The organism is Paenibacillus durus ATCC 35681 (assembly GCF_000993825.1).
Lineage (GTDB): Bacteria > Bacillota > Bacilli > Paenibacillales > Paenibacillaceae > Paenibacillus_AQ > Paenibacillus_AQ durus_B.
The window spans coordinates 1512694-1529697 of the sequence record NZ_CP011114.1; the positions used below are offsets into that span (position 1 = coordinate 1512694).

Below are 17004 nucleotides of genomic sequence, written 5' to 3' on the forward strand. Positions count from 1 at the left end.
GCATGATCCCGTTTCGTTTTTTGCACGCCGCGGACTTGCATCTGGACAGCCGCTTTACCGGCTTATCTCATATCCCCGGACTCATTAGAGACTATCTGCGGGAAGCTGCCTTTGCCGCCCTAGGGCGGCTTGTTGCCGTGGCGCTGGAGGAAGAGGTCGATTTTGTCGTCATTAGCGGAGACGTCTACGATTCTGCCGACTCTTCGCTCCAGAGCCAACTGCGCTTTCAGGAAGCGCTGCTGGAGCTTTCCAGAAGCGGGATCGCGGTCTTCCTCATTCACGGCAATCATGATCCGCTGGACGGTCCGCGTCTTCAGATGGAGCTTCCGGATAATGTAACGGTCTTCGGCGCCGACAAGCCGGGACAGGTCACCGCCGTACGCCGCATTGATGGGCAGGAAGCCGCAGTCGTAAGCGGAATCTCTTATCCTACGGCCAAGGTGACGGAAAATACGTCGCTGCGGTTTCGGCGGAAAGAGGACAGCGGGCTGTTTCATATCGCGCTCCTGCATGCGAATGTCGATGGCGATCCGGCGCATGAGACATATTCTCCTTGTACCCGCAGAGATTTGATCGACTCCGGCTTCGACTATTGGGCGCTCGGCCATATCCATAAGCGCCGGGTTCTGTATGAACGTCCCTTTATCGTATATCCGGGAAATATCCAGGGACGCAGCGTCAAGGAGACAGGACCGAAGGGCTGCTGCATCGTGGATGTGGACGCCGCCGGAATCGCTGCCCTGCGGTTCAAGGAATTGGATGAGGTCCGTTTCCTGATTCGGGATATTTCGATTGACAATATGGTCAGGGAAGCCGAATGGATAGAGGCGGTGGAACGGGCGGTGGAAGAGATTCGGCAGGAGCATCCGAGCATGATGTCCGTCGTCCGTTTCCGAATCACCGGCCGGGGCGCCGTTCACCGCATTCTCTCGGAAAGAGGGGCGGCGGAAGATTTGCTGGATGAGCTACGCCGGCGTGAAGCGCTCCGGTCGGAACAAGGACGGTTTCATGGGCTTGTCTGGCCGGAAGGGTTCTCGCTTGAATCCGGAACCGAAGTTGACCGCGAACGCCTGCTTGCGGAAGACAGCTTTCTCGGCGAACTGATGCGGCTTGCGGCGGAAAGTACCGGGGACGACCAAATGCTGGACGAGCTCGTCCGGTCAGCGCTGGCGCCGCTTGGGGAGAATCGTGAGCTAAGGCGGATGCTGGCCGAAGCAGGTGAGGACGATATACGCGTCTGGCTGACGAGGGCGGCCGAAACGGCCGTGACCCTGCTCAGCGATGCCCTGGAACCGGATGAAGAAAGCAGTAATCGGCCCGGCAGCCGCCAAGGAGGTCGGTAAGATGAGAATTCAGCGGCTTGAAATTAGCGGCTTTGGCCGTCTTCACGCCAGGGAATTGGAGCTGTCAGCGGGATTGACCGTGCTGTACGGCCCCAATGAGGCCGGCAAATCTACGATGCTGCAGTTTATCCGCGCCATGCTCTTCGGAATTCCTGGAAGGAACTATCCAGCGGAGAGATTAGAGCCTGTGCATAGCGGCCTGCACGGGGGCTCCTTGACTGCCCGGGACGGACAAGGAAATGCCTGGAGCATCCGGCGGTATGCCGGAGGTTCGGAGGGCGGAAAGGGCGACAGGCTCAAGATTACGTTCAGCGGCATCGACGGAAGCGTGGAAGAGCTCGGACAGGAGGAACTGGAGAAACGCCTGCTGGGCGGCGTCTCCCGGAGCATGTTCCGCCAGCTCTTTGCGGTGACGCTGGACGAGCTTCAGGAGCTTGGAACCTTGCAGTCCGAGGAAATGAGCAGTTATTTGTTTCACGCGGGCATCGGCGGAGGAGGAGAGATCCTGCGGGCGGAGCGGCGTCTCCAGCAGGAGGCGGAGAAGCTCTACAAGCCCAGGGGTAGAACACAGGAAGCGGCGAAGACCCTCCAATCGATCGAGAAGCTGGAGCGGCAGATTGCGGAAAGCCGATCTTATCTTCCGCGTTACAATGACAATACCGCAGCGCTGCGAGCTGCGGAAAGTGAGCTTGAAGAGCTTGAGCGCCGCCGCAGGGAGGACGGGGCCAGGCTGACCCGACTGCGCAAAGCGCTCGACATCCGTGAGCTGTGGCTGAAATGGGAAGCCGCCCGCCAGGAATTGCGGGAGTTGCCGGACTTTCCGTCTTTCCCCGAGGATGCTCCGGAACGCTGGAGGGATCTGCTGACACGGACCGGTAATGCCGCACAGGCGGCGGCACGCGCCGAACGAAATGTCTCGGAACTGCAAGAGGAGCTGGCCGGGATTGCTCAGGACCCCCAGCTGGAAGCGCAGGGTCCCCGGCTGGAGCGACTTCTCCGCGCCCAAGGCGGCTATGAGAACCGGAAGACGGAGCTGCGGCGGCTGGAAGAGGAACGGAAGCTGCTGCGCGAGCATTTGCAGCGCATCCTGCGGAGCATACATCCCGGCTGGACCGCCGGGGAGCTTGCGGATTTCGCCGGCGCCGCAGCGGACCGTGAAGCCGCGCGCCGCTTCGGGGTTCAGTTCGCCGCTTATGACCGGCGAATGGAAGGTCTCGCCGCCGAGCGGCAGGCGCTGCGTGTGCGCCTTGCCGCAGCGCAGGCGGCGCTGCAGCAGGCGGAGCGCTCGCTTGCGCGGGAGCAGCGGGAAGGCGCCGCCTCATTCGCGGCGCTGCGGCCCATAAGCCCGCGCGAGACGGCGCGGCTGTGGGACGAGCTGCAGCAAGCCGCAGAGCGCTGGCGCGAGGCCCAGCTGCGGCAAGCACAGCCAGGCGCAGCTGGGGCCGCTGGCAGCGCGCGAACCGCCGCTGCCATAGCGCCGCTGCTGCCGCTGGCGGCCGCGCTCACCGCGCTGCTGCCGGCGGCGCTGTGGCTGACCGGAGCTCCGCCGGTCAGCGTCTGGATCGCGATCGGCGTGCTGGCCGCCGCCGATCTGGCCCTGCTTGCCGGCGGGCGCGGAGCGCGCCGGCAGGCCTCCCCGCCGCCCGTCAGCGGCGGGGAGGAAGCCGCAGCCGAGATGCTGCGGCTGCGGGGGCTGCTGCTCTCCGGGCCGGAGGCGGAGAGCAGGGATGCGCGACCGGAACGGAGGTCGCGCGCCTTGCCGGCCAGCCCGGATGCGGGCGGGCTGGAGGCGGGCATGAAGGAGCTGCGGCGGCTGATGGACGCCTGGACAGCCTGGCGCCAGCGCGCCGACCGGCTGAGCGGCGAGCGGGATCTCCGCCGCACGGAGGCCGATGCGCTGGCCGGTCAAGAGCAGGCGCTGGTCCGCGAGATGGACGCGGCTGAAGAGGAGTTCCGCGGTACTTCGGCGCGGTTCGAGGAATGGCTCCGCCGCCGCAACCTGCCGGAGGACTTGTCTCCGGAAGGGCTGCCCGACATTTTCAGGCTAGCGGAGCAGGGGAACGAGCTGCTGCGCCGGGAGGACGGGCTTGAGCTTCGTATAGCCGAGTTGAAGCGGGAAACTGCGGCGTTTGAAGAGGAATGCCTGCTTCTGATGGCGGAAGCCGGAGAAGCTGCGGAGGAAAGGGCTTCTGCCTCGGAAGAGGATGCGCGGAAGGCGAACGCAGACGTATCTCACGCTTCGTCCGTGATTTTATCTGATGCTGCATCGTCTGCTGCTTCGCCATCCGGCAATGGAGAGCCAGGTTTAACGCCGTCTGTGCCTACTGGCGCTCCACAACCGGATAATGCGCCATCCGAAATCCGGGTTAGAGCTGTATCGCTTCCCGGAGTGCCGTCTTCAGCCGCTGTACCGCCTGTCACCTCACCTGTTGCCCCCACGGCGCTTTCACCGATCCGCTGGCTGGAGGAGAGAGCAGCGGCATGGGAGATGCTTAAGACGGCGCTTCTACGCCGGGAAGACTTGATCTCCCGGCTGCGCGGGGCGAAGGAGGAACTGGAAGAGAGTCGACGGGAACAGGAAGCGCTCCGGCAGATTTGTGGTAATCTGCTGCGAGAAGGCGGGGCGAAAGACGGCGAAGACCTGCTTCGCCGGGCTGCTGCCCTGTCCCGGCGCCGGGAGCTGGAACGGTCGCTCCGGCACTCGGAGCTGGCCATGTTCGGAGGCAGGGACGAGGAAGAAAGGCAGGGACTTCTGGAGCTGCTGTCGCTACAGGACGCTTACGCACTGGAAGAAGAGAGGAAGCGGGAGGAGAGGGGCCTTGCCGAACTTGAGGAGCGAAGAAACGCGCTGCTTCAGCTTCGGGGCAGGCTGCTGCAGGAAAGGGAGAACCTGAAGAAGGTCTGCCGGGAGGATACAACGCTTCAGCAGCTGGAGGAGCAGAAGGCGGCGCTGCGGGGGATCGCCGAGCAATATGCCGTTTCCGCGCTCGCGGCTGAATTGATCAGCCGAACAAGACGGATTTACGAGCGTGAGAAGCAGCCGCAGGTTCTGGCCTTGGCTTCCTCGTATTTCGAGCGTCTGACCGGAGGAGAGTACCGGCGCGTCGTCATGACGCTAGGGAAGAAAGAGCTGAAAGCGGAGCACCGGGAAGCCGGCTTACTGGACAGCGGGCTGCTGAGCCGGGGAACGGCGGAGCAGCTGTATCTGGCCCTGCGTCTGGCTCTCGCGGGAACGATGGACCGGCAGGACCCGCTGCCGCTGCTGTTTGACGATCTGTTCGTCAATTTCGATGAGCGGCGTCTGCATGCGGCGCTTTCACTCCTTGGCGAGCTGTCCTCTTCCCGCCAGGTCGTGATGCTGACCTGCCACCGTCATGTCGCTGAGGCGGCGGCTCAGCTGGTGACGGATGCCTCCGTTATCTCCGTGTAGACCGCGGAACCGGTTTGGGGGCGGGCAGCAGCTCCGATTTTGGAGGTGCCACCGATTTGCCCGGCGGAACCATGGGAACGAGGATTAATTTGACCGCCCAGACGAGCGACAGCGCTCCGAACATCGGATAGAACAGCGCCAGCAGCGAGCTGAAGCCGAACTGGCTGAAGACATAGCAGGTCAGCATGACCGCAGGTGTAATGAAGGCGGACGAGATCGGCAGGCGTTGCGCCAGTTGTAGCGTGACCCCGTAAATATCGGCGACAAAGGTGCTGAATATTTCCAGAAAGATTAGCATCAGATACACAAGCTGTACCAGCGCTCCGAGACGGAAAGCAATGCTGCCCATCGGAATCTCAAACTTCAAGATGCCCGGCATATGCGCGCTCATGGCAAAATGCGCCGCCATCAGCATAAAGCCGATGCCCAGACCGCCGAGAATGCCGCCATAGATAAGCGGCCGTTCATTCTGGGTATGCCGGGCCATCGGAACGAGGACGGCCTGTGACATTCCCAAATTGAACGCTGTATACAGAAACGGTGACAGTCCGGCGGCAAAGGCGCTGCGTTTCGTGCCAAGCTGCAAAAAGTGATGCGCTCCCGGATGATCAAGCGTGTTGAAAATAATAATAAGCGACAAGGTCAGCATCAAGGGAACGACAATGCTGTTCATCTGCAGAATGCCGGAAATGCCTCTTTTCAGCAGAAGATAAGAGCCGATTACGGTCAGCACCAGCCCGGTTTGATAGTGGAGCCCGAGATGCTCCTCAAAAATCGCGCCCGCTCCGGCCAGCATAATGCTGTTCACTCCAATCAGAATAGCCAGGGTGAACAGGCTGATAATGCCGCCTACGTTCTTCCCGAACAGATGGCGGTTGAAATCCTCATAGGATTCCGCTCCGATCCGCTGGGCAAGAATCATCATTTTGGTGCCGAGCCAGATAAAGACCCCTGTGGCGAACACAATGGTCAGCGTTGCCCAGCGGCCGTACTGCGTGAAGAACTGGAGAATTTCCTGGCCGGTGGCGAATCCGGCTCCCACAATAGTGCCAATATAAGTAAAGGCGATTTGCAGCGTGCGGAGCATTTGTCTCATAATTCTCCCCCTAAAAGTTTTGCAAGCTTAAACCGCATCGGATATTCTTCGGCAAAACTGGCATCGGAAGCGTACACTAAGTTTTGCAAGCCTAAACCGTAAGGATTGCACTTTTGGCAGAACCGGCATTGAATGTGTACGCTTAATTTTGTAAGTATCAGCCGTATCCTTTGATTTTCTGGCAAAATTGGCACCGGAAGCAGAGGCTTGCCTACTTGTGAAGCCTAAAAATCAGTCTTTTGGATGCGCAATGCCCCATATGCTTGTGTACTCCGCATAGTACAGGTTATGATGTTGAGCAGAAGGACATGACTTCCGCCTGTTTTCGCCTGCGGGATTTTGACAGTGGAACGTCCGAACAAGAATGGATAATGGAGGCGTAAGCGTCATGGAAATATTGAAAAAGCGGATTTTGGAGGAAGGGGTTGTCGTTTCCGATCAGGTGTTGAAGCTGGACGGGCTGCTCAACCATCAGGTCGATCCCGAGCTGACAATGGAGATGGGACGGGAATTTGCGAAGCTGTTTGCAGACCAGGGAGTGACCCGTGTTGTTACCGTGGAATCCTCGGGTATCGCCGTTGCATTTGCCACCGCGCATGAATTGAAGGTGCCGCTTGTCTTTGCGCGCCGCAAGAAAACACTGCTGGCCGACCCTGATGCGCTGTGCGAGCGGGTTCCGTCGTTTACGAAGGGGATCGTCACGGACATTATGATTTCCCGCCAATTTATATCGCCGGAGGACAAAATTCTGTTCATCGACGATATTATCGCCAACGGCGATGCGGCGCGCGGCTTGATTAAGATCATTCATCGCTCGGGAGCGGAGCTCGTCGGACTTGGGGTCGTTGTGGAAAAATGCTTTGAGGCCGGTGCCCGTACGATCCGCGAACAGGGTGTACGTCTGGAATCGCTTATAAAAATCAAGTCCCTTGCCGGCGGAAGAATCGAATTCGAGCAGTAATCCATCGGGTTACAAATCGTGACGAATCTAAGAACAATGCCTATTTTTTTAACAATTGCTTTCCACCCCATACATTTTCATTTATAATAAAGTCAGACATAGGAGAGGAGGCGTCACAATGGGGAAAGAACCGGTGACAGAACAATTCTTTATTGATAAATTAACCGAGGCCAAGGATCACTTCGAGCGCGCGCTCGATTGCAAGCACACGGAGTTTGACGATCTGTATCCCTATATGATCGAACATCCTCAATTCTTTTGGTACAAACGATATGTTGCTTGGTCGGAACTTCTGACTATCGCAGGCTTGTGCGAAGAACTGGACTTCGCCTGGAGAGAGAAGTTTACAGCCAAACAAGTGGAGTATCTGGAACACCGTGTGATGTCCGCAAAAGTTCTGGACTTCTGGTTTGAGAAGAATGAAGCGCTGATATAGGTCAAACACAAAGAGGTGCATGATATGTGCATACCTCATTATTTAAATGAGACCCAATGATCTTTCATTGCGGTCTTTTTTATGTCATAATCCGATTCGGACACTTGCTATATGGTGCTCCGGATGAGAGGAGAACTTCGTATGATCAGCGATGAGCAGCTGAATGAATACCGCCTTTCAGGCGAGAAGATCCGGGTTATTCGCGATACTCTGGAGAGCAATGACGTGATCGGGATTGTTATTGCGTGGGACGACAGCCAGGTTATGATCCGCAGACCCAACCGGAGGGTGGTCAAGCTGGACCGGGGTTATATGTTTCAGCCCAATACCGAGCCGAGACGCAGTGTTTTTGAATAACGTGAGCAATAACAAGCTGACCAGCAACTGTAATTGAAACGGCTTTCGAGGTTTTATCTCGAAAGCCGTTTGCTTTTTCTCAAGACCGTTTGCTGATCATTCTCATTCATTTAGACTGGAGTCAGAGTTAAGCTCGATTCGTGATATTTTCAATTGAGTTCCACGAACGAGGCCCAGCAGCGCTTCATATAGAATATCCATTTCTTCATCCGTTCCAATCGTCACGCGCAAATATTTATCAATCCTGGGCCTCGGAAAAAAACGCACGAAAATGTTCTGTCCCCGCAATGCTTCATTTAGAGTATCGGCCTCTACCCTCGGGTGGGAGATTAACAAGAAATTCGTACTGGAGTCCACCACCTCAAATCCCGCTTGACGGAGGAGGGAGGTGATCCGGCTGCGGGTGGCTATAACGGTCTGAATATTCCGGGTGAACGTTTCCGTATCCTCAAGAGACGCTATGGCTCCCGCCTGGGCGATCCAGTCGACGGTGAAGCAGTTGATACAATCTCTGACGCGAATGAGCGCTTCAATTAAACTGCTGTGTCCCATCGCCAGACCGATCCGCAACCCCGCCAGCGACCGCGATTTGGAGAATGTGCGGATGACGAGCAGGTTGTCATATTTCGGAATCAGTCCAATTGACGTTTCTCCGCCAAAATCAATGTACGCTTCATCCACAATAACCACCGCCTGCTGATTTTGTTTCACAAGGGCCTCTATATCCTCTAGGGGAATGGCTTTGCCCGTTGGGGCGTTGGGATTAGCCATTATAATTCCGTCATTATTGATGAAAAAGCGGTCAACCGGCACATCGAAGCTTTCGGTCAGCGGAACCGTCCTGTACGATACCCCGAACAGCTTGGCGTACACTTCATAGAAATTATACGTAATATCGGGAAAAAGAATCATATCCCCCGGATCGAAAAAGGCCTTGAAGCAAAAAGCCAAAATTTCGTCGGACCCGTTGCCGGAAAAAATCTGTTCCGCTGGAATGCCGTAGTGGCGGCTGGCTGTTTCCCGCAAGCGGGAGCAATTCGGATCGGGATATAATCTCAGCTTGTCGGTAACGGCGGCTTTCATCGCATTGAGCACCTCGGGCGAAGGCGGGTAGGGATTCTCGTTCGTGTTTAATTTGACCAGTCTGCCTGCCCGGGGCTGCTCGCCCGGTACATAAGGCGCAATCCCCTTGATCGTCTCACTCCAGTATTTATTCATTGCCGTTCCTCCCAACTTCATAATCTGGTGAACGATGCGGATTCTCTATATATGTATATGTGCCAGGCGGACGTGGAGGAACCATGCTGATGAAAAGGGTGAGCTGCACAGCGGATGGAGAGAAAATAAAAAAACAGCCCATCACTTCCGTGATCGGGCTGGTACTATCATGATCATTATCCGACAGAATAATCAGATGGATACAGCCATATGGCTGGAATGCTCTTCCCGGGCTTGAATCGAGAACTCCCCGGCAAGTCCGAGATAGGCGCGCATTCTCAACGTCATCTCCCGCCGGAAGCTCTGCCATTCAATCTGCATCTCTCCGGCAATACCCCGGCACTTATACTCGGCTTCAACACCATGCTGATTTTGCCGAACAGTTGTAATAACCATATTCTGCGAATCAAGCTCACGCTTAACTTCCTGCAGCATAACAGCTGTCTTCTTCGCTCCGATGGAGACCAGTTCCATATAGAGCTGTGGCATTTTAAATAGGCCGCTCTTCCCGATGGCCCGGCAGTCGCGCTCGAACACTTTATGAATAAACGTTAGCAGCAAGTAGCTTCTGACAAGAGACAGTTCTTCTTGGGTTGCTTCCCGGTTACGCTTTGCAATCGTCGCCATCTGAATCACCTCAATTGTAGTATGCGAACCTTTGTTCTTATTATACATCCAATTTATTCGCGAAAGCAATATTTATACATTAATTTATGGAAAAATGTTATTTTAACAAATATATTGACTGGTGTTTGTTATCATGGTATGATCTCTCTTGTGGCCGCATAAGCGTGCTTCGAAAAAATACGCGGTCGTGGCGGAATTGGCAGACGCGCACGGTTCAGGTCCGTGTGGGCTAACCCCCCGTGGAGGTTCGAGTCCTCTCGACCGCATCATATTTTACAAACAAAACCCTTCATTTGAAGGGTTTATTTTTTTGGCTTTTAATAGGTCATTGGTATATGTTGGGGGATAAAATAAACGCGTGAACTAATTTATTTTGCATTAATTAAAAGGAAAATATCGGAAGATGTCGAATAATCATTTATAGTAGGATGTATTCTTGAAAGAAAAATTATTGGGTGATTTGAATATCAACATATCCTAATAACTCAGAATTATTTGGAGGTAGATTTTTTGAGTTCAATTTTGGAAAATCGTTATAAAATTAAACTTATAATAAAGAATGATGATGAAGATTATGTCCAAGCCCTAAAAATATACAATGATGAAACTCCTCCTGAGATAAAAACCGAAAGTAATCAGATTACTTATTGGATCAATAAGGATACAAGCAACTTTAACTTTAAATTCATGATTTTTACGGCTTATTTGGATAATGAAGTGATAGGATTTGCCGAAATCGCTTATTTTAATGTTCAGCCTAAGTTTGCATTAATTGATTATATGACTTTTAAAAAAGTCTACAAAGTTAATGCTGTATTTTTTCCGATATTTAACTTAATTCAAAATTATATGAATAACAATTCTTTACATGTGGATTATTGGATCACCGAGATTAATCATAAGGAGGACGGTGCAAATATTGATAAAGAGAGTGCTTTTTTCAAAAAATTAATATGCATTGAGAATTTCGGAAGTATAAGTACAGATTATTTTCATCCCTCTTTGGGAGATAATAACTATGAGAGTTCATTCATAGCCAGACTTTATATAAAAACAAATGATAGTCTTAAACAACTTTCAAAACAAACCGTTTTATTTATAATCAAAACAATATATTACTCTTATTACTGGGAGTGGTATAAGCCCTTTTCTACAGTTGATGCGATAAACAGTTATAAACAGCATTTGGATATCAATTTTGAAAAAATTAAAAAGAATTTAATTGATCAAGCCAATGTTTCTGTAGAATGTAGTAACTGCATGTTGGCAGAAGTTAATTCGCAATCAACTTCCGGAATAGTTCCTGCTAAAAAAGTAAAAAAGAAGTTTACTTTGCCCTTGATCCTAACTGCAGTAATTTTGTCTCCTTTAATTATCATGCTATTATACTATCAAATTTTTAAATTACTGGGATTTAATTTAGGTTCCACAACTATGACCCCAGCTGTAGCCACAATTCTGGGTGCTGCTATATCAGGCTCTATTGGTATCTGGTCAACGACAAGAAAAAAGAGTGATTAATGTTTACGACAAAGCATAATGATATTATGGCTTCGATGGGCTAGGAAAGGAATATATTGGAATAATGAATCTGCAATGGCAAATTTAGTTGCTGAATTTTCATTTTTTAAGAGTTTGTAAAAGAAATTACTCAGAATATGAAACCTTTTGGTTTGTAATGATTGCAGTCCACAGCTCTTCAGTATTTCTGTAATATAGTTCATCGAGTATACCCATAATATATGCTCTTCATTAAAATACTTAGTCTTTATGACAGCAGCAGATTCTTTATAAGCATCAGAATTAAAAAAGTCTATACTCCAACTGCTCTCAAATTCGAGTAAAAGATATCCACCGGGTTTTAGTATTCGCGATAGCTCAGAAATACATATTGATGCATCACAGTAGTTGATGACGCTTCCAACGCATATGGCAATGTCAAAAGAAGAAGCTGCAAATGGCATATTTTCTACGCTGGCAACGGAATACTTCGCGAATTTAGAAATGAACTTGTCGGTTATATCTAGATGGTGCATGTCGTACTTTAATCCGTATGTATTTCCCCCTGAACCTGCATTTAATATGTGCGGATTGTCTATAAAGATGTTATGTTTAGAAGCTATATATTTCTCGATTTCCTTTTTTGTATGGAGATGCCAGTTATCATCTTCTGGCCATATACTTTCCTGTGATTCATAAAACTCTTTTATTTGACTTGGATTTAATTTCATAGTTTAAAACCTCCAAATAATTCTGAGTTATTAGGAGGTTTTTTGCTTTATAATCTCAAATTATTCCTGGGGTTAAACTTGGTGAGGACATCCTTTTTTCGTTCTACAGATACTTCCGTATAGATTTGTGTAGTGCTGACGCTGGTATGACCAAGAATCTCTTGAACGGAGCGCAGATCGGCGCCGTTATTTAATAAATGAGTCGCAAAGCTGTGGCGTAAATAATGCGGCGTTGATTTTTTGCTGATATTGGATAGATCTCTGTACTTTGAGTAGATGTCCTCAATGGAATAAATAGAAAGCCGTCCACCGTATTTGTTAATGAAGAGTGCATTTGACTTGGGTTTGAGATGTTCTCGAACGCTAAGCCACATTTGAATTTTGTTTATGACCTCGCTGCTTGAAATGTACAGGAGGCGTTCCTTTCTCCCTTTTCCGAAAATTAGAATGGTTCGCTCCGCGAAATCGATATTCTCCAGATCAATCGAAACCAACTCTCCAATTCGGATTCCAATTACATACAACAGCTCGATAATGGCATTATTTCGTGTACAGATCCATTTTCTAAAAGATGTATGCAATTGCTTCATATGTTCCTGGGGGGAGTTTAAGAGTCTTTCAACTTCAGTTACGGATAATGTTTTAGGAATGCGTTTGGATGTTTTGAAATGTTTGCCGAAGCCAGAGACAGGAGAATCGGGCAATTCTTCTTTTTGCACCAAATAATTAAAAAAAGCTTTGATGCAGATATATTTTCTTTTGATGGTCGAATCCTTTAGCTGATTTTTGCCTGTCAGATCCTCCAGATACATGCGCAAATTTTGTTTGGTCACCGTGTTGAAGGATTGATGATTGTACCACTCAAGCAAGCCATTCATGTCTGAAAGATAGGCCTTAATCGACTTCAAAGACAAGTTGCGTTCCACGCTTAAATAAAGCTCGTATTGTTTTATGTATTTAGTCAAACGGGTGATAGTTAAATCCATGTTGCCTCCTGTTGGATGTTTTTTTGGTTGTTTTATGTATGGAAGAGGAACTTTAATTATTACGCAGCTTACTTCATTTGTGAAGTAAATGGATCGGTATTTTTCGGTGCTAAACCATTTGCTATTCGAAAGGCTGTTGCAAAGAGGGGCAGACGGGTTAACTCAAGGTTAGATAAATTCATAAATTGTTCCTGCGTGACGAGACCTTATTTATGAAATACAGAGGTGGGGGGGCAGATTTCGCAACTGGCAATCCTGGAGAAGGACCGAATGGTTTCCTGAAATGATATTTTTTGTTTGGTGAGGGAAAAGAAGTATGGGCCAAGGCTAATAAGCGCGAAGCCTAATTACGGTCTCACCGGCGATTTCATTCTAAGCCACATGCGAAAATGCGCATGTGGCTCAGAGTGATGAATCGGATGTTAGCACCGGTATGCCGGATGACAGAGGAAGCATCACTTAAAGATTTGGTTAACCCTTCATCAAATGCGGCGGGAAATGAGGCAGCACGTACTCGCCCAGCTCTTGAATAACTTCACCAGCCGGACGATCACTGTCAAACAGGGCGAAGAACAGGTGATTCACGCCAATGGAACGGTAGATTTCAAGCAATTCGACCAGTCTGTTCCGGCCTACGCGATATCCAAGCCGGATTGGGGTTTCCCTTTCATCCGGGTTTTCCGCCAGATCAAGATGCATGGGCATCGAGAAAGGGCGGAAGGCTTCATTCCCGTTGCGGTTAGACGAATCGCGCCATGCCGCTATGACTTCTTGCTGCCGCGCCGGCGCTTGCGGGTAGTACATCCAGCCATCGCCATTTTGACCAAGCCAATTCATGTCTTGCTGCGCAAAGCCGGTAACGATGGTAGGAATCCTGGTATCCAGTTTTGGAATAAGCGTGGTTCGTTCCATCTGGCCATAGCTGGAATGAATCAAGGGATATTCCTCATACAGTGCTTTTTGGAGATAGGAGTATGCTTCCCGGAACTGAGCGCCCCGGCTAGGGTGGTCTACTCCAAGTCCGCGAAAGTCAGCCTGCCGGTCTCCGGAGGAAATTCCCATGATCAGTCTTTGGGGAAACAGCGCTTCAATGGTAGCAACCTCCTTCGCCAGCCGAAGCGGATGGCGAAGAGGCAGTACAAGCGCGGAAGTCCCGAGAGCGATTTGTTTAGTCTGACTAAGAAGATGCGTGCCGTAAATCAAAATATCATAAATTTGTCCGACAGCCGGGTCCAGGAAATTCGGATCTTTCAAGATAACGTCCCGAAGCCAGAGTGCGGTAAAGCCGTAATTTTCAGCAGCTTGCGAAAGCTCCACCTGATGCGCCATCGTCGGTGCCTTCATCCGATAATTCTCCAGCGGGATGTGGAGACCAAGCGTTAGCTCTCCCTCTCGGTATATCCTTTGATAACTTGTATGATGATCAAACATATGTGCACCCCCAATTATTTCCGCTCAAGCTTGGCGGAAACCGCAGTGAGTATAATCGCAAGCATAACCATCAAAGCCCCGATCCATGGCGTATGCACAAGTCCCATAGTATCGACAACAATCCCGCCGACAAAAGCGCCAACCGCAATGCCGATGTTGAAAGCTGCAATATTTAGCGCCGAAGCAACGTCTACCGCCGAAGGAACATACTTTTCAGCCAGTTGGACAACATATAGCTGGAGACCAGGGACATTCATGAATGCGAACAATCCCATCAGGACGATGCCAATCAAGCCAGTGACTTTAAAGGGAATAAGGAACGTCAACAGAATAAGAACAGCGGCCTGCAAAATAAACATAAAAAGCAGCGCACGGATCGGATTTTTGTTGGCCCATTTACCGCCAACAGAGTTGCCGACTGCTACAGCAATACCATAGACGATCAGGATAATGTTAATCGCGCCTTGGCTAAATCCGGTAACATCGTGCAGGAGCGGGGTTAAGAAAGTGAACGCGACGAACGTTCCTCCATAACCGAGCGCAGTAATCAGGAAGCCCAGAAGCAGGCGGCCGTTCGTAATCAGCCGGAACATGTCCGAGAATTTAGCGGGCGGAGCTTGCTTCAAATTACGAGGGATGAGTATGGCGCTTGCAATGATCGCAATAACACCCAGCAGGGCGACGGCCCAGAATGTTGCTCTCCAGTCAAAAGCTTGACCGATAAATGTCCCTAACGGTACACCTGTAACAATGGCAATCGTAAGGCCGGTGAATACAAGCGCGATGGCACTGGCTTTTCTTTCAGGAGATACTAACTGAACAGCAATCGTCGATGCAATTGAGAAAAATACGCCGTGAGAGAATGCAGTTATGAAACGCGCAACGAGCAGCAGCCCAAATGATGATGACATCGCAGCGGTCGCATTGCCGATAATGAAGAGCACCATCAGCCACATAAGCAAAGACTTGCGGCTCATGCGATTGGTGAGCGCAGTAACGATAGGGGCCCCTACAGCAACCCCGAGGGCGTAACCTGTAATAAGAAGGCCGGCCAGAGTAATAGCGACATTCAAGTCGCCGGCGATGCTTGCAAGCAGACCTACGGGAACAAACTCGGTTGTTCCGATACCGAAAGCGCTGATCGCCAGGGCAAGGAGCGCCCAGTTTCCAGATTTTTGCGTCTCTTTGGTCTGAGACACGGATTGTGCAATGTTGCTCATATGAATTTCCTCCACTTTACTTATTTGCATCGAATCGAAGTTCCATGCATTGAAATTTTTATCTCATGGCGTTATTGTATAGCTGTACGACCAATATGATAAGTACGTACTTTTAAGTAATGTAGGCACTAAAAAGTACCCTACTCTGTCCAAGGAGGTGAACTGAAGTGTTCAATATTCCGGTTGAAGCTACTCTTGATGTGATTGGAGGCAAATGGAAAGTCGTCATCTTGTGTCATTTAGATAAAGGGGAGAAGCGGACCAGCGAATTAAAGAGATTAATGCCCGGCATTACGCAAAAGATGCTTACCCAACAATTGCGTGAGCTGGAAGAGGACGGAGTTGTGAAACGAAGCATTTACGAGCAGATCCCGCCGAAAGTGGTATACTCGCTAACCGAATACGGATGGTCTCTAAAACCAATTTTGGATACCATGTGCGCATGGGGGGAGAAGCATATCGAGCAGACGCCTGAGCCCCCAATCGTTGTATCTTCCAACTAGATTTTAGAGTAGCGTACTTAATTCAATATTAATCGGTCAAAGTGGACTGTGCATTTTATGCAGTCCGCTTTTTTTAGTTTTCGGGGTCCCCGCAAAGTACCTGGAGTAAACCTTGAAGTTAGGTGCCACTTTGTGCGCTATAGGTACTTTTAAGTACCTGCGGTACTAAAAAGTACGTACTTACTATAACGTTCTGTTGGATTTATAATGAGCCTGCAGCGGGGCGACAATCGAGATGAACCCGAGTTCCCCCGTAAATGAGGCGCCGCCTCAAGAAATTAACTCGAATAAATGAGAATGGGAGGAAAGATTCAGTGGTAAAAAATTTGCAAGATACAACTGCTCTGTATAATGGTGTGAGGATGCCGTGGTTTGGATTGGGTGTATTTAAAGTGGAGGAAGGTCCCGAACTTGAGGATGCGGTGAAGACAGCGATCAAACATGGATACCGCAGCATTGATACGGCAGCTATCTATGGAAATGAAGAAGGCGTCGGACGGGGAATTCAGCAAGGGCTTAAAGAAGCCGGGATTAGCAGAGAAGAACTGTTTGTGACTTCCAAAGTATGGAATGACGATTTGGGATATGAGTCAACGCTGGCAGCCTATGAGACGAGTCTCAAAAAGCTGAATCTGGAATACCTGGATTTATACCTGATTCACTGGCCGAAAGAAGGAAAGTTTAAAGATGCCTGGAGAGCGCTGGAAACCATTTATAAAGAAGGCCGTGTAAAAGCGATTGGCGTAAGCAACTTCCAAATTCATCATCTTGAAGAGCTAATGGTTGACGCGGAAATTAAACCCATGGTGAATCAAGTGGAGTACCATCCTCGGTTAACCCAAAAGGAATTACAGCAATATTGCAAGCAGCAAGGCATTCAATTTGAAGCTTGGTCGCCGCTCATGCAGGGTCAACTCCTGGATAATCCGGAGCTCAAAGCCATTGCGGATAAATACAATAAATCCATTGCCCAAGTCATTCTGCGCTGGGACCTTCAGAACGGCGTTATCACGATTCCTAAATCTACGAAAGAACATCGGATCGTTGAAAATGCCAGCGTATTTGATTTTGAATTAACAAAAGAGGATATGGAGCAAATTGACAGTCTGAATCAAAATCATCGGGTTGGCCCGGATCCGGACAATTTTGATTTTTAAGAAGAAGT

Annotated in this window: 15 protein-coding genes and 1 tRNA gene; 9 read left to right on the top strand and 7 right to left on the bottom strand. The window is 50.3% G+C overall.

Features of this window, described 5'->3' with window-relative positions:
• Positions 1 to 2 precede the first annotated feature (2 nt).
• Together VK70_RS06790 and VK70_RS06795 are read left to right on the top strand one after the other, a co-directional pair.
• A complete protein-coding gene (locus tag VK70_RS06790) occupies positions 3 to 1343 on the top strand; it encodes a metallophosphoesterase family protein (protein WP_025700179.1) in 1341 nt (446 codons plus the stop codon).
• Between the two features lies 1 nt (position 1344).
• Positions 1345 to 4773, top strand: a complete 3429-nt coding sequence (locus VK70_RS06795; RefSeq protein ID WP_052755985.1) for an AAA family ATPase — start codon at positions 1345 to 1347, stop codon at positions 4771 to 4773.
• Here VK70_RS06795 and VK70_RS06800 read toward each other — a convergent pair.
• Positions 4760 to 5869, bottom strand: a complete 1110-nt coding sequence (locus tag VK70_RS06800) for a YkvI family membrane protein (protein ID WP_025699906.1) — start codon at positions 5867 to 5869, stop codon at positions 4760 to 4762. The genes VK70_RS06795 and VK70_RS06800 overlap by 14 nt on opposite strands.
• Positions 5870 to 6257: 388 nt before the next feature.
• On the opposite strand from VK70_RS06800, the gene VK70_RS06805 reads away from it, so the two are divergent.
• The 3 genes from VK70_RS06805 (at position 6258) to VK70_RS06815 (ending at position 7623) form a co-directional block, all read left to right on the top strand.
• On the top strand, positions 6258 to 6830 hold the full coding sequence (locus VK70_RS06805) for a xanthine phosphoribosyltransferase (RefSeq protein ID WP_025699904.1): 573 nt from the start codon (positions 6258 to 6260) through the stop codon (positions 6828 to 6830).
• Between the two features lie 118 nt (positions 6831 to 6948).
• Positions 6949 to 7266: a hypothetical protein gene (locus tag VK70_RS06810; RefSeq protein WP_025699902.1), complete on the top strand. Its 318-nt coding sequence runs from the start codon at positions 6949 to 6951 to the stop codon at positions 7264 to 7266.
• Between the two features lie 141 nt (positions 7267 to 7407).
• On the top strand, positions 7408 to 7623 hold the full coding sequence (locus VK70_RS06815) for a hypothetical protein (protein ID WP_025699900.1): 216 nt from the start codon (positions 7408 to 7410) through the stop codon (positions 7621 to 7623).
• A gap of 102 nt (positions 7624 to 7725) precedes the next feature.
• Here the strand turns inward: VK70_RS06815 and hisC are convergent, their stop codons facing one another.
• Both hisC and VK70_RS06825 read right to left on the bottom strand, forming a co-directional pair.
• Positions 7726 to 8841 carry a histidinol-phosphate transaminase gene (gene hisC / locus VK70_RS06820; RefSeq protein ID WP_025699898.1) on the bottom strand — a complete coding sequence of 372 codons (1116 nt, stop codon included), beginning with the start codon at positions 8839 to 8841 and terminating at the stop codon, positions 7726 to 7728.
• Between the two features lie 192 nt (positions 8842 to 9033).
• Positions 9034 to 9468 carry a YhjD family protein gene (locus VK70_RS06825; protein WP_025693749.1) on the bottom strand — a complete coding sequence of 145 codons (435 nt, stop codon included), beginning with the start codon at positions 9466 to 9468 and terminating at the stop codon, positions 9034 to 9036.
• Between the two features lie 181 nt (positions 9469 to 9649).
• On the opposite strand from VK70_RS06825, the gene VK70_RS06830 reads away from it, so the two are divergent.
• Both VK70_RS06830 and VK70_RS06835 read left to right on the top strand, forming a co-directional pair.
• Positions 9650 to 9734 (top strand) — tRNA-Leu (locus VK70_RS06830).
• Positions 9735 to 9978: 244 nt separating this feature from the next.
• Positions 9979 to 10989, top strand: a complete 1011-nt coding sequence (locus VK70_RS06835; RefSeq protein ID WP_025693748.1) for a hypothetical protein — start codon at positions 9979 to 9981, stop codon at positions 10987 to 10989.
• Here VK70_RS06835 and VK70_RS06840 read toward each other — a convergent pair.
• The 4 genes from VK70_RS06840 to VK70_RS06855 all read right to left on the bottom strand — a co-directional run bounded on the left by VK70_RS06840 (position 10986) and on the right by VK70_RS06855 (position 15336).
• Positions 10986 to 11699 (bottom strand): class I SAM-dependent methyltransferase, encoded by a 714-nt coding sequence (locus tag VK70_RS06840; protein WP_025693747.1) that lies wholly within the window; start codon positions 11697 to 11699, stop codon positions 10986 to 10988. The genes VK70_RS06835 and VK70_RS06840 overlap by 4 nt on opposite strands.
• A gap of 47 nt (positions 11700 to 11746) precedes the next feature.
• Positions 11747 to 12685, bottom strand: a complete 939-nt coding sequence (locus VK70_RS06845; protein WP_025693746.1) for a tyrosine-type recombinase/integrase — start codon at positions 12683 to 12685, stop codon at positions 11747 to 11749.
• Positions 12686 to 13156: 471 nt separating this feature from the next.
• Positions 13157 to 14116, bottom strand: a complete 960-nt coding sequence (locus tag VK70_RS06850) for a TIGR03571 family LLM class oxidoreductase (RefSeq protein ID WP_025693745.1) — start codon at positions 14114 to 14116, stop codon at positions 13157 to 13159.
• A gap of 14 nt (positions 14117 to 14130) precedes the next feature.
• A complete protein-coding gene (locus VK70_RS06855; protein WP_036637967.1) occupies positions 14131 to 15336 on the bottom strand; it encodes an MFS transporter in 1206 nt (401 codons plus the stop codon).
• 167 nt (positions 15337 to 15503) lie between these two features.
• Here VK70_RS06855 and VK70_RS06860 point away from each other — a divergent pair, with 167 nt between their 5' ends.
• On the top strand, positions 15504 to 15839 hold the full coding sequence (locus VK70_RS06860; protein ID WP_036637964.1) for a winged helix-turn-helix transcriptional regulator: 336 nt from the start codon (positions 15504 to 15506) through the stop codon (positions 15837 to 15839).
• 314 nt (positions 15840 to 16153) lie between these two features.
• A complete protein-coding gene (locus VK70_RS06865; protein ID WP_025693743.1) occupies positions 16154 to 16996 on the top strand; it encodes an aldo/keto reductase in 843 nt (280 codons plus the stop codon).
• Positions 16997 to 17004 lie beyond the last annotated feature (8 nt).

Excerpts from the sequence above, each read along its gene's own strand:
- VK70_RS06815 (WP_025699900.1), top strand. The coding sequence starts at position 7,408 with ATGATCAGCGATGAGCAGCTGAATGAATACCGCCTTTCAGGCGAGAAG.
- VK70_RS06800 (WP_025699906.1), bottom strand. The coding sequence starts at position 5,869 with ATGAGACAAATGCTCCGCACGCTGCAAATCGCCTTTACTTATATTGGC.
- VK70_RS06805 (WP_025699904.1), top strand. The coding sequence starts at position 6,258 with ATGGAAATATTGAAAAAGCGGATTTTGGAGGAAGGGGTTGTCGTTTCC.
- VK70_RS06850 (WP_025693745.1), bottom strand. The coding sequence starts at position 14,116 with ATGTTTGATCATCATACAAGTTATCAAAGGATATACCGAGAGGGAGAG.
- VK70_RS06855 (WP_036637967.1), bottom strand. The coding sequence starts at position 15,336 with ATGAGCAACATTGCACAATCCGTGTCTCAGACCAAAGAGACGCAAAAA.
- VK70_RS06790 (WP_025700179.1), top strand. The coding sequence starts at position 3 with ATGATCCCGTTTCGTTTTTTGCACGCCGCGGACTTGCATCTGGACAGC.
- VK70_RS06795 (WP_052755985.1), top strand. The coding sequence starts at position 1,345 with ATGAGAATTCAGCGGCTTGAAATTAGCGGCTTTGGCCGTCTTCACGCC.
- hisC (WP_025699898.1), bottom strand. The coding sequence starts at position 8,841 with ATGAATAAATACTGGAGTGAGACGATCAAGGGGATTGCGCCTTATGTA.
- VK70_RS06810 (WP_025699902.1), top strand. The coding sequence starts at position 6,949 with ATGGGGAAAGAACCGGTGACAGAACAATTCTTTATTGATAAATTAACC.
- VK70_RS06825 (WP_025693749.1), bottom strand. The coding sequence starts at position 9,468 with ATGGCGACGATTGCAAAGCGTAACCGGGAAGCAACCCAAGAAGAACTG.
- VK70_RS06845 (WP_025693746.1), bottom strand. The coding sequence starts at position 12,685 with ATGGATTTAACTATCACCCGTTTGACTAAATACATAAAACAATACGAG.
- VK70_RS06840 (WP_025693747.1), bottom strand. The coding sequence starts at position 11,699 with ATGAAATTAAATCCAAGTCAAATAAAAGAGTTTTATGAATCACAGGAA.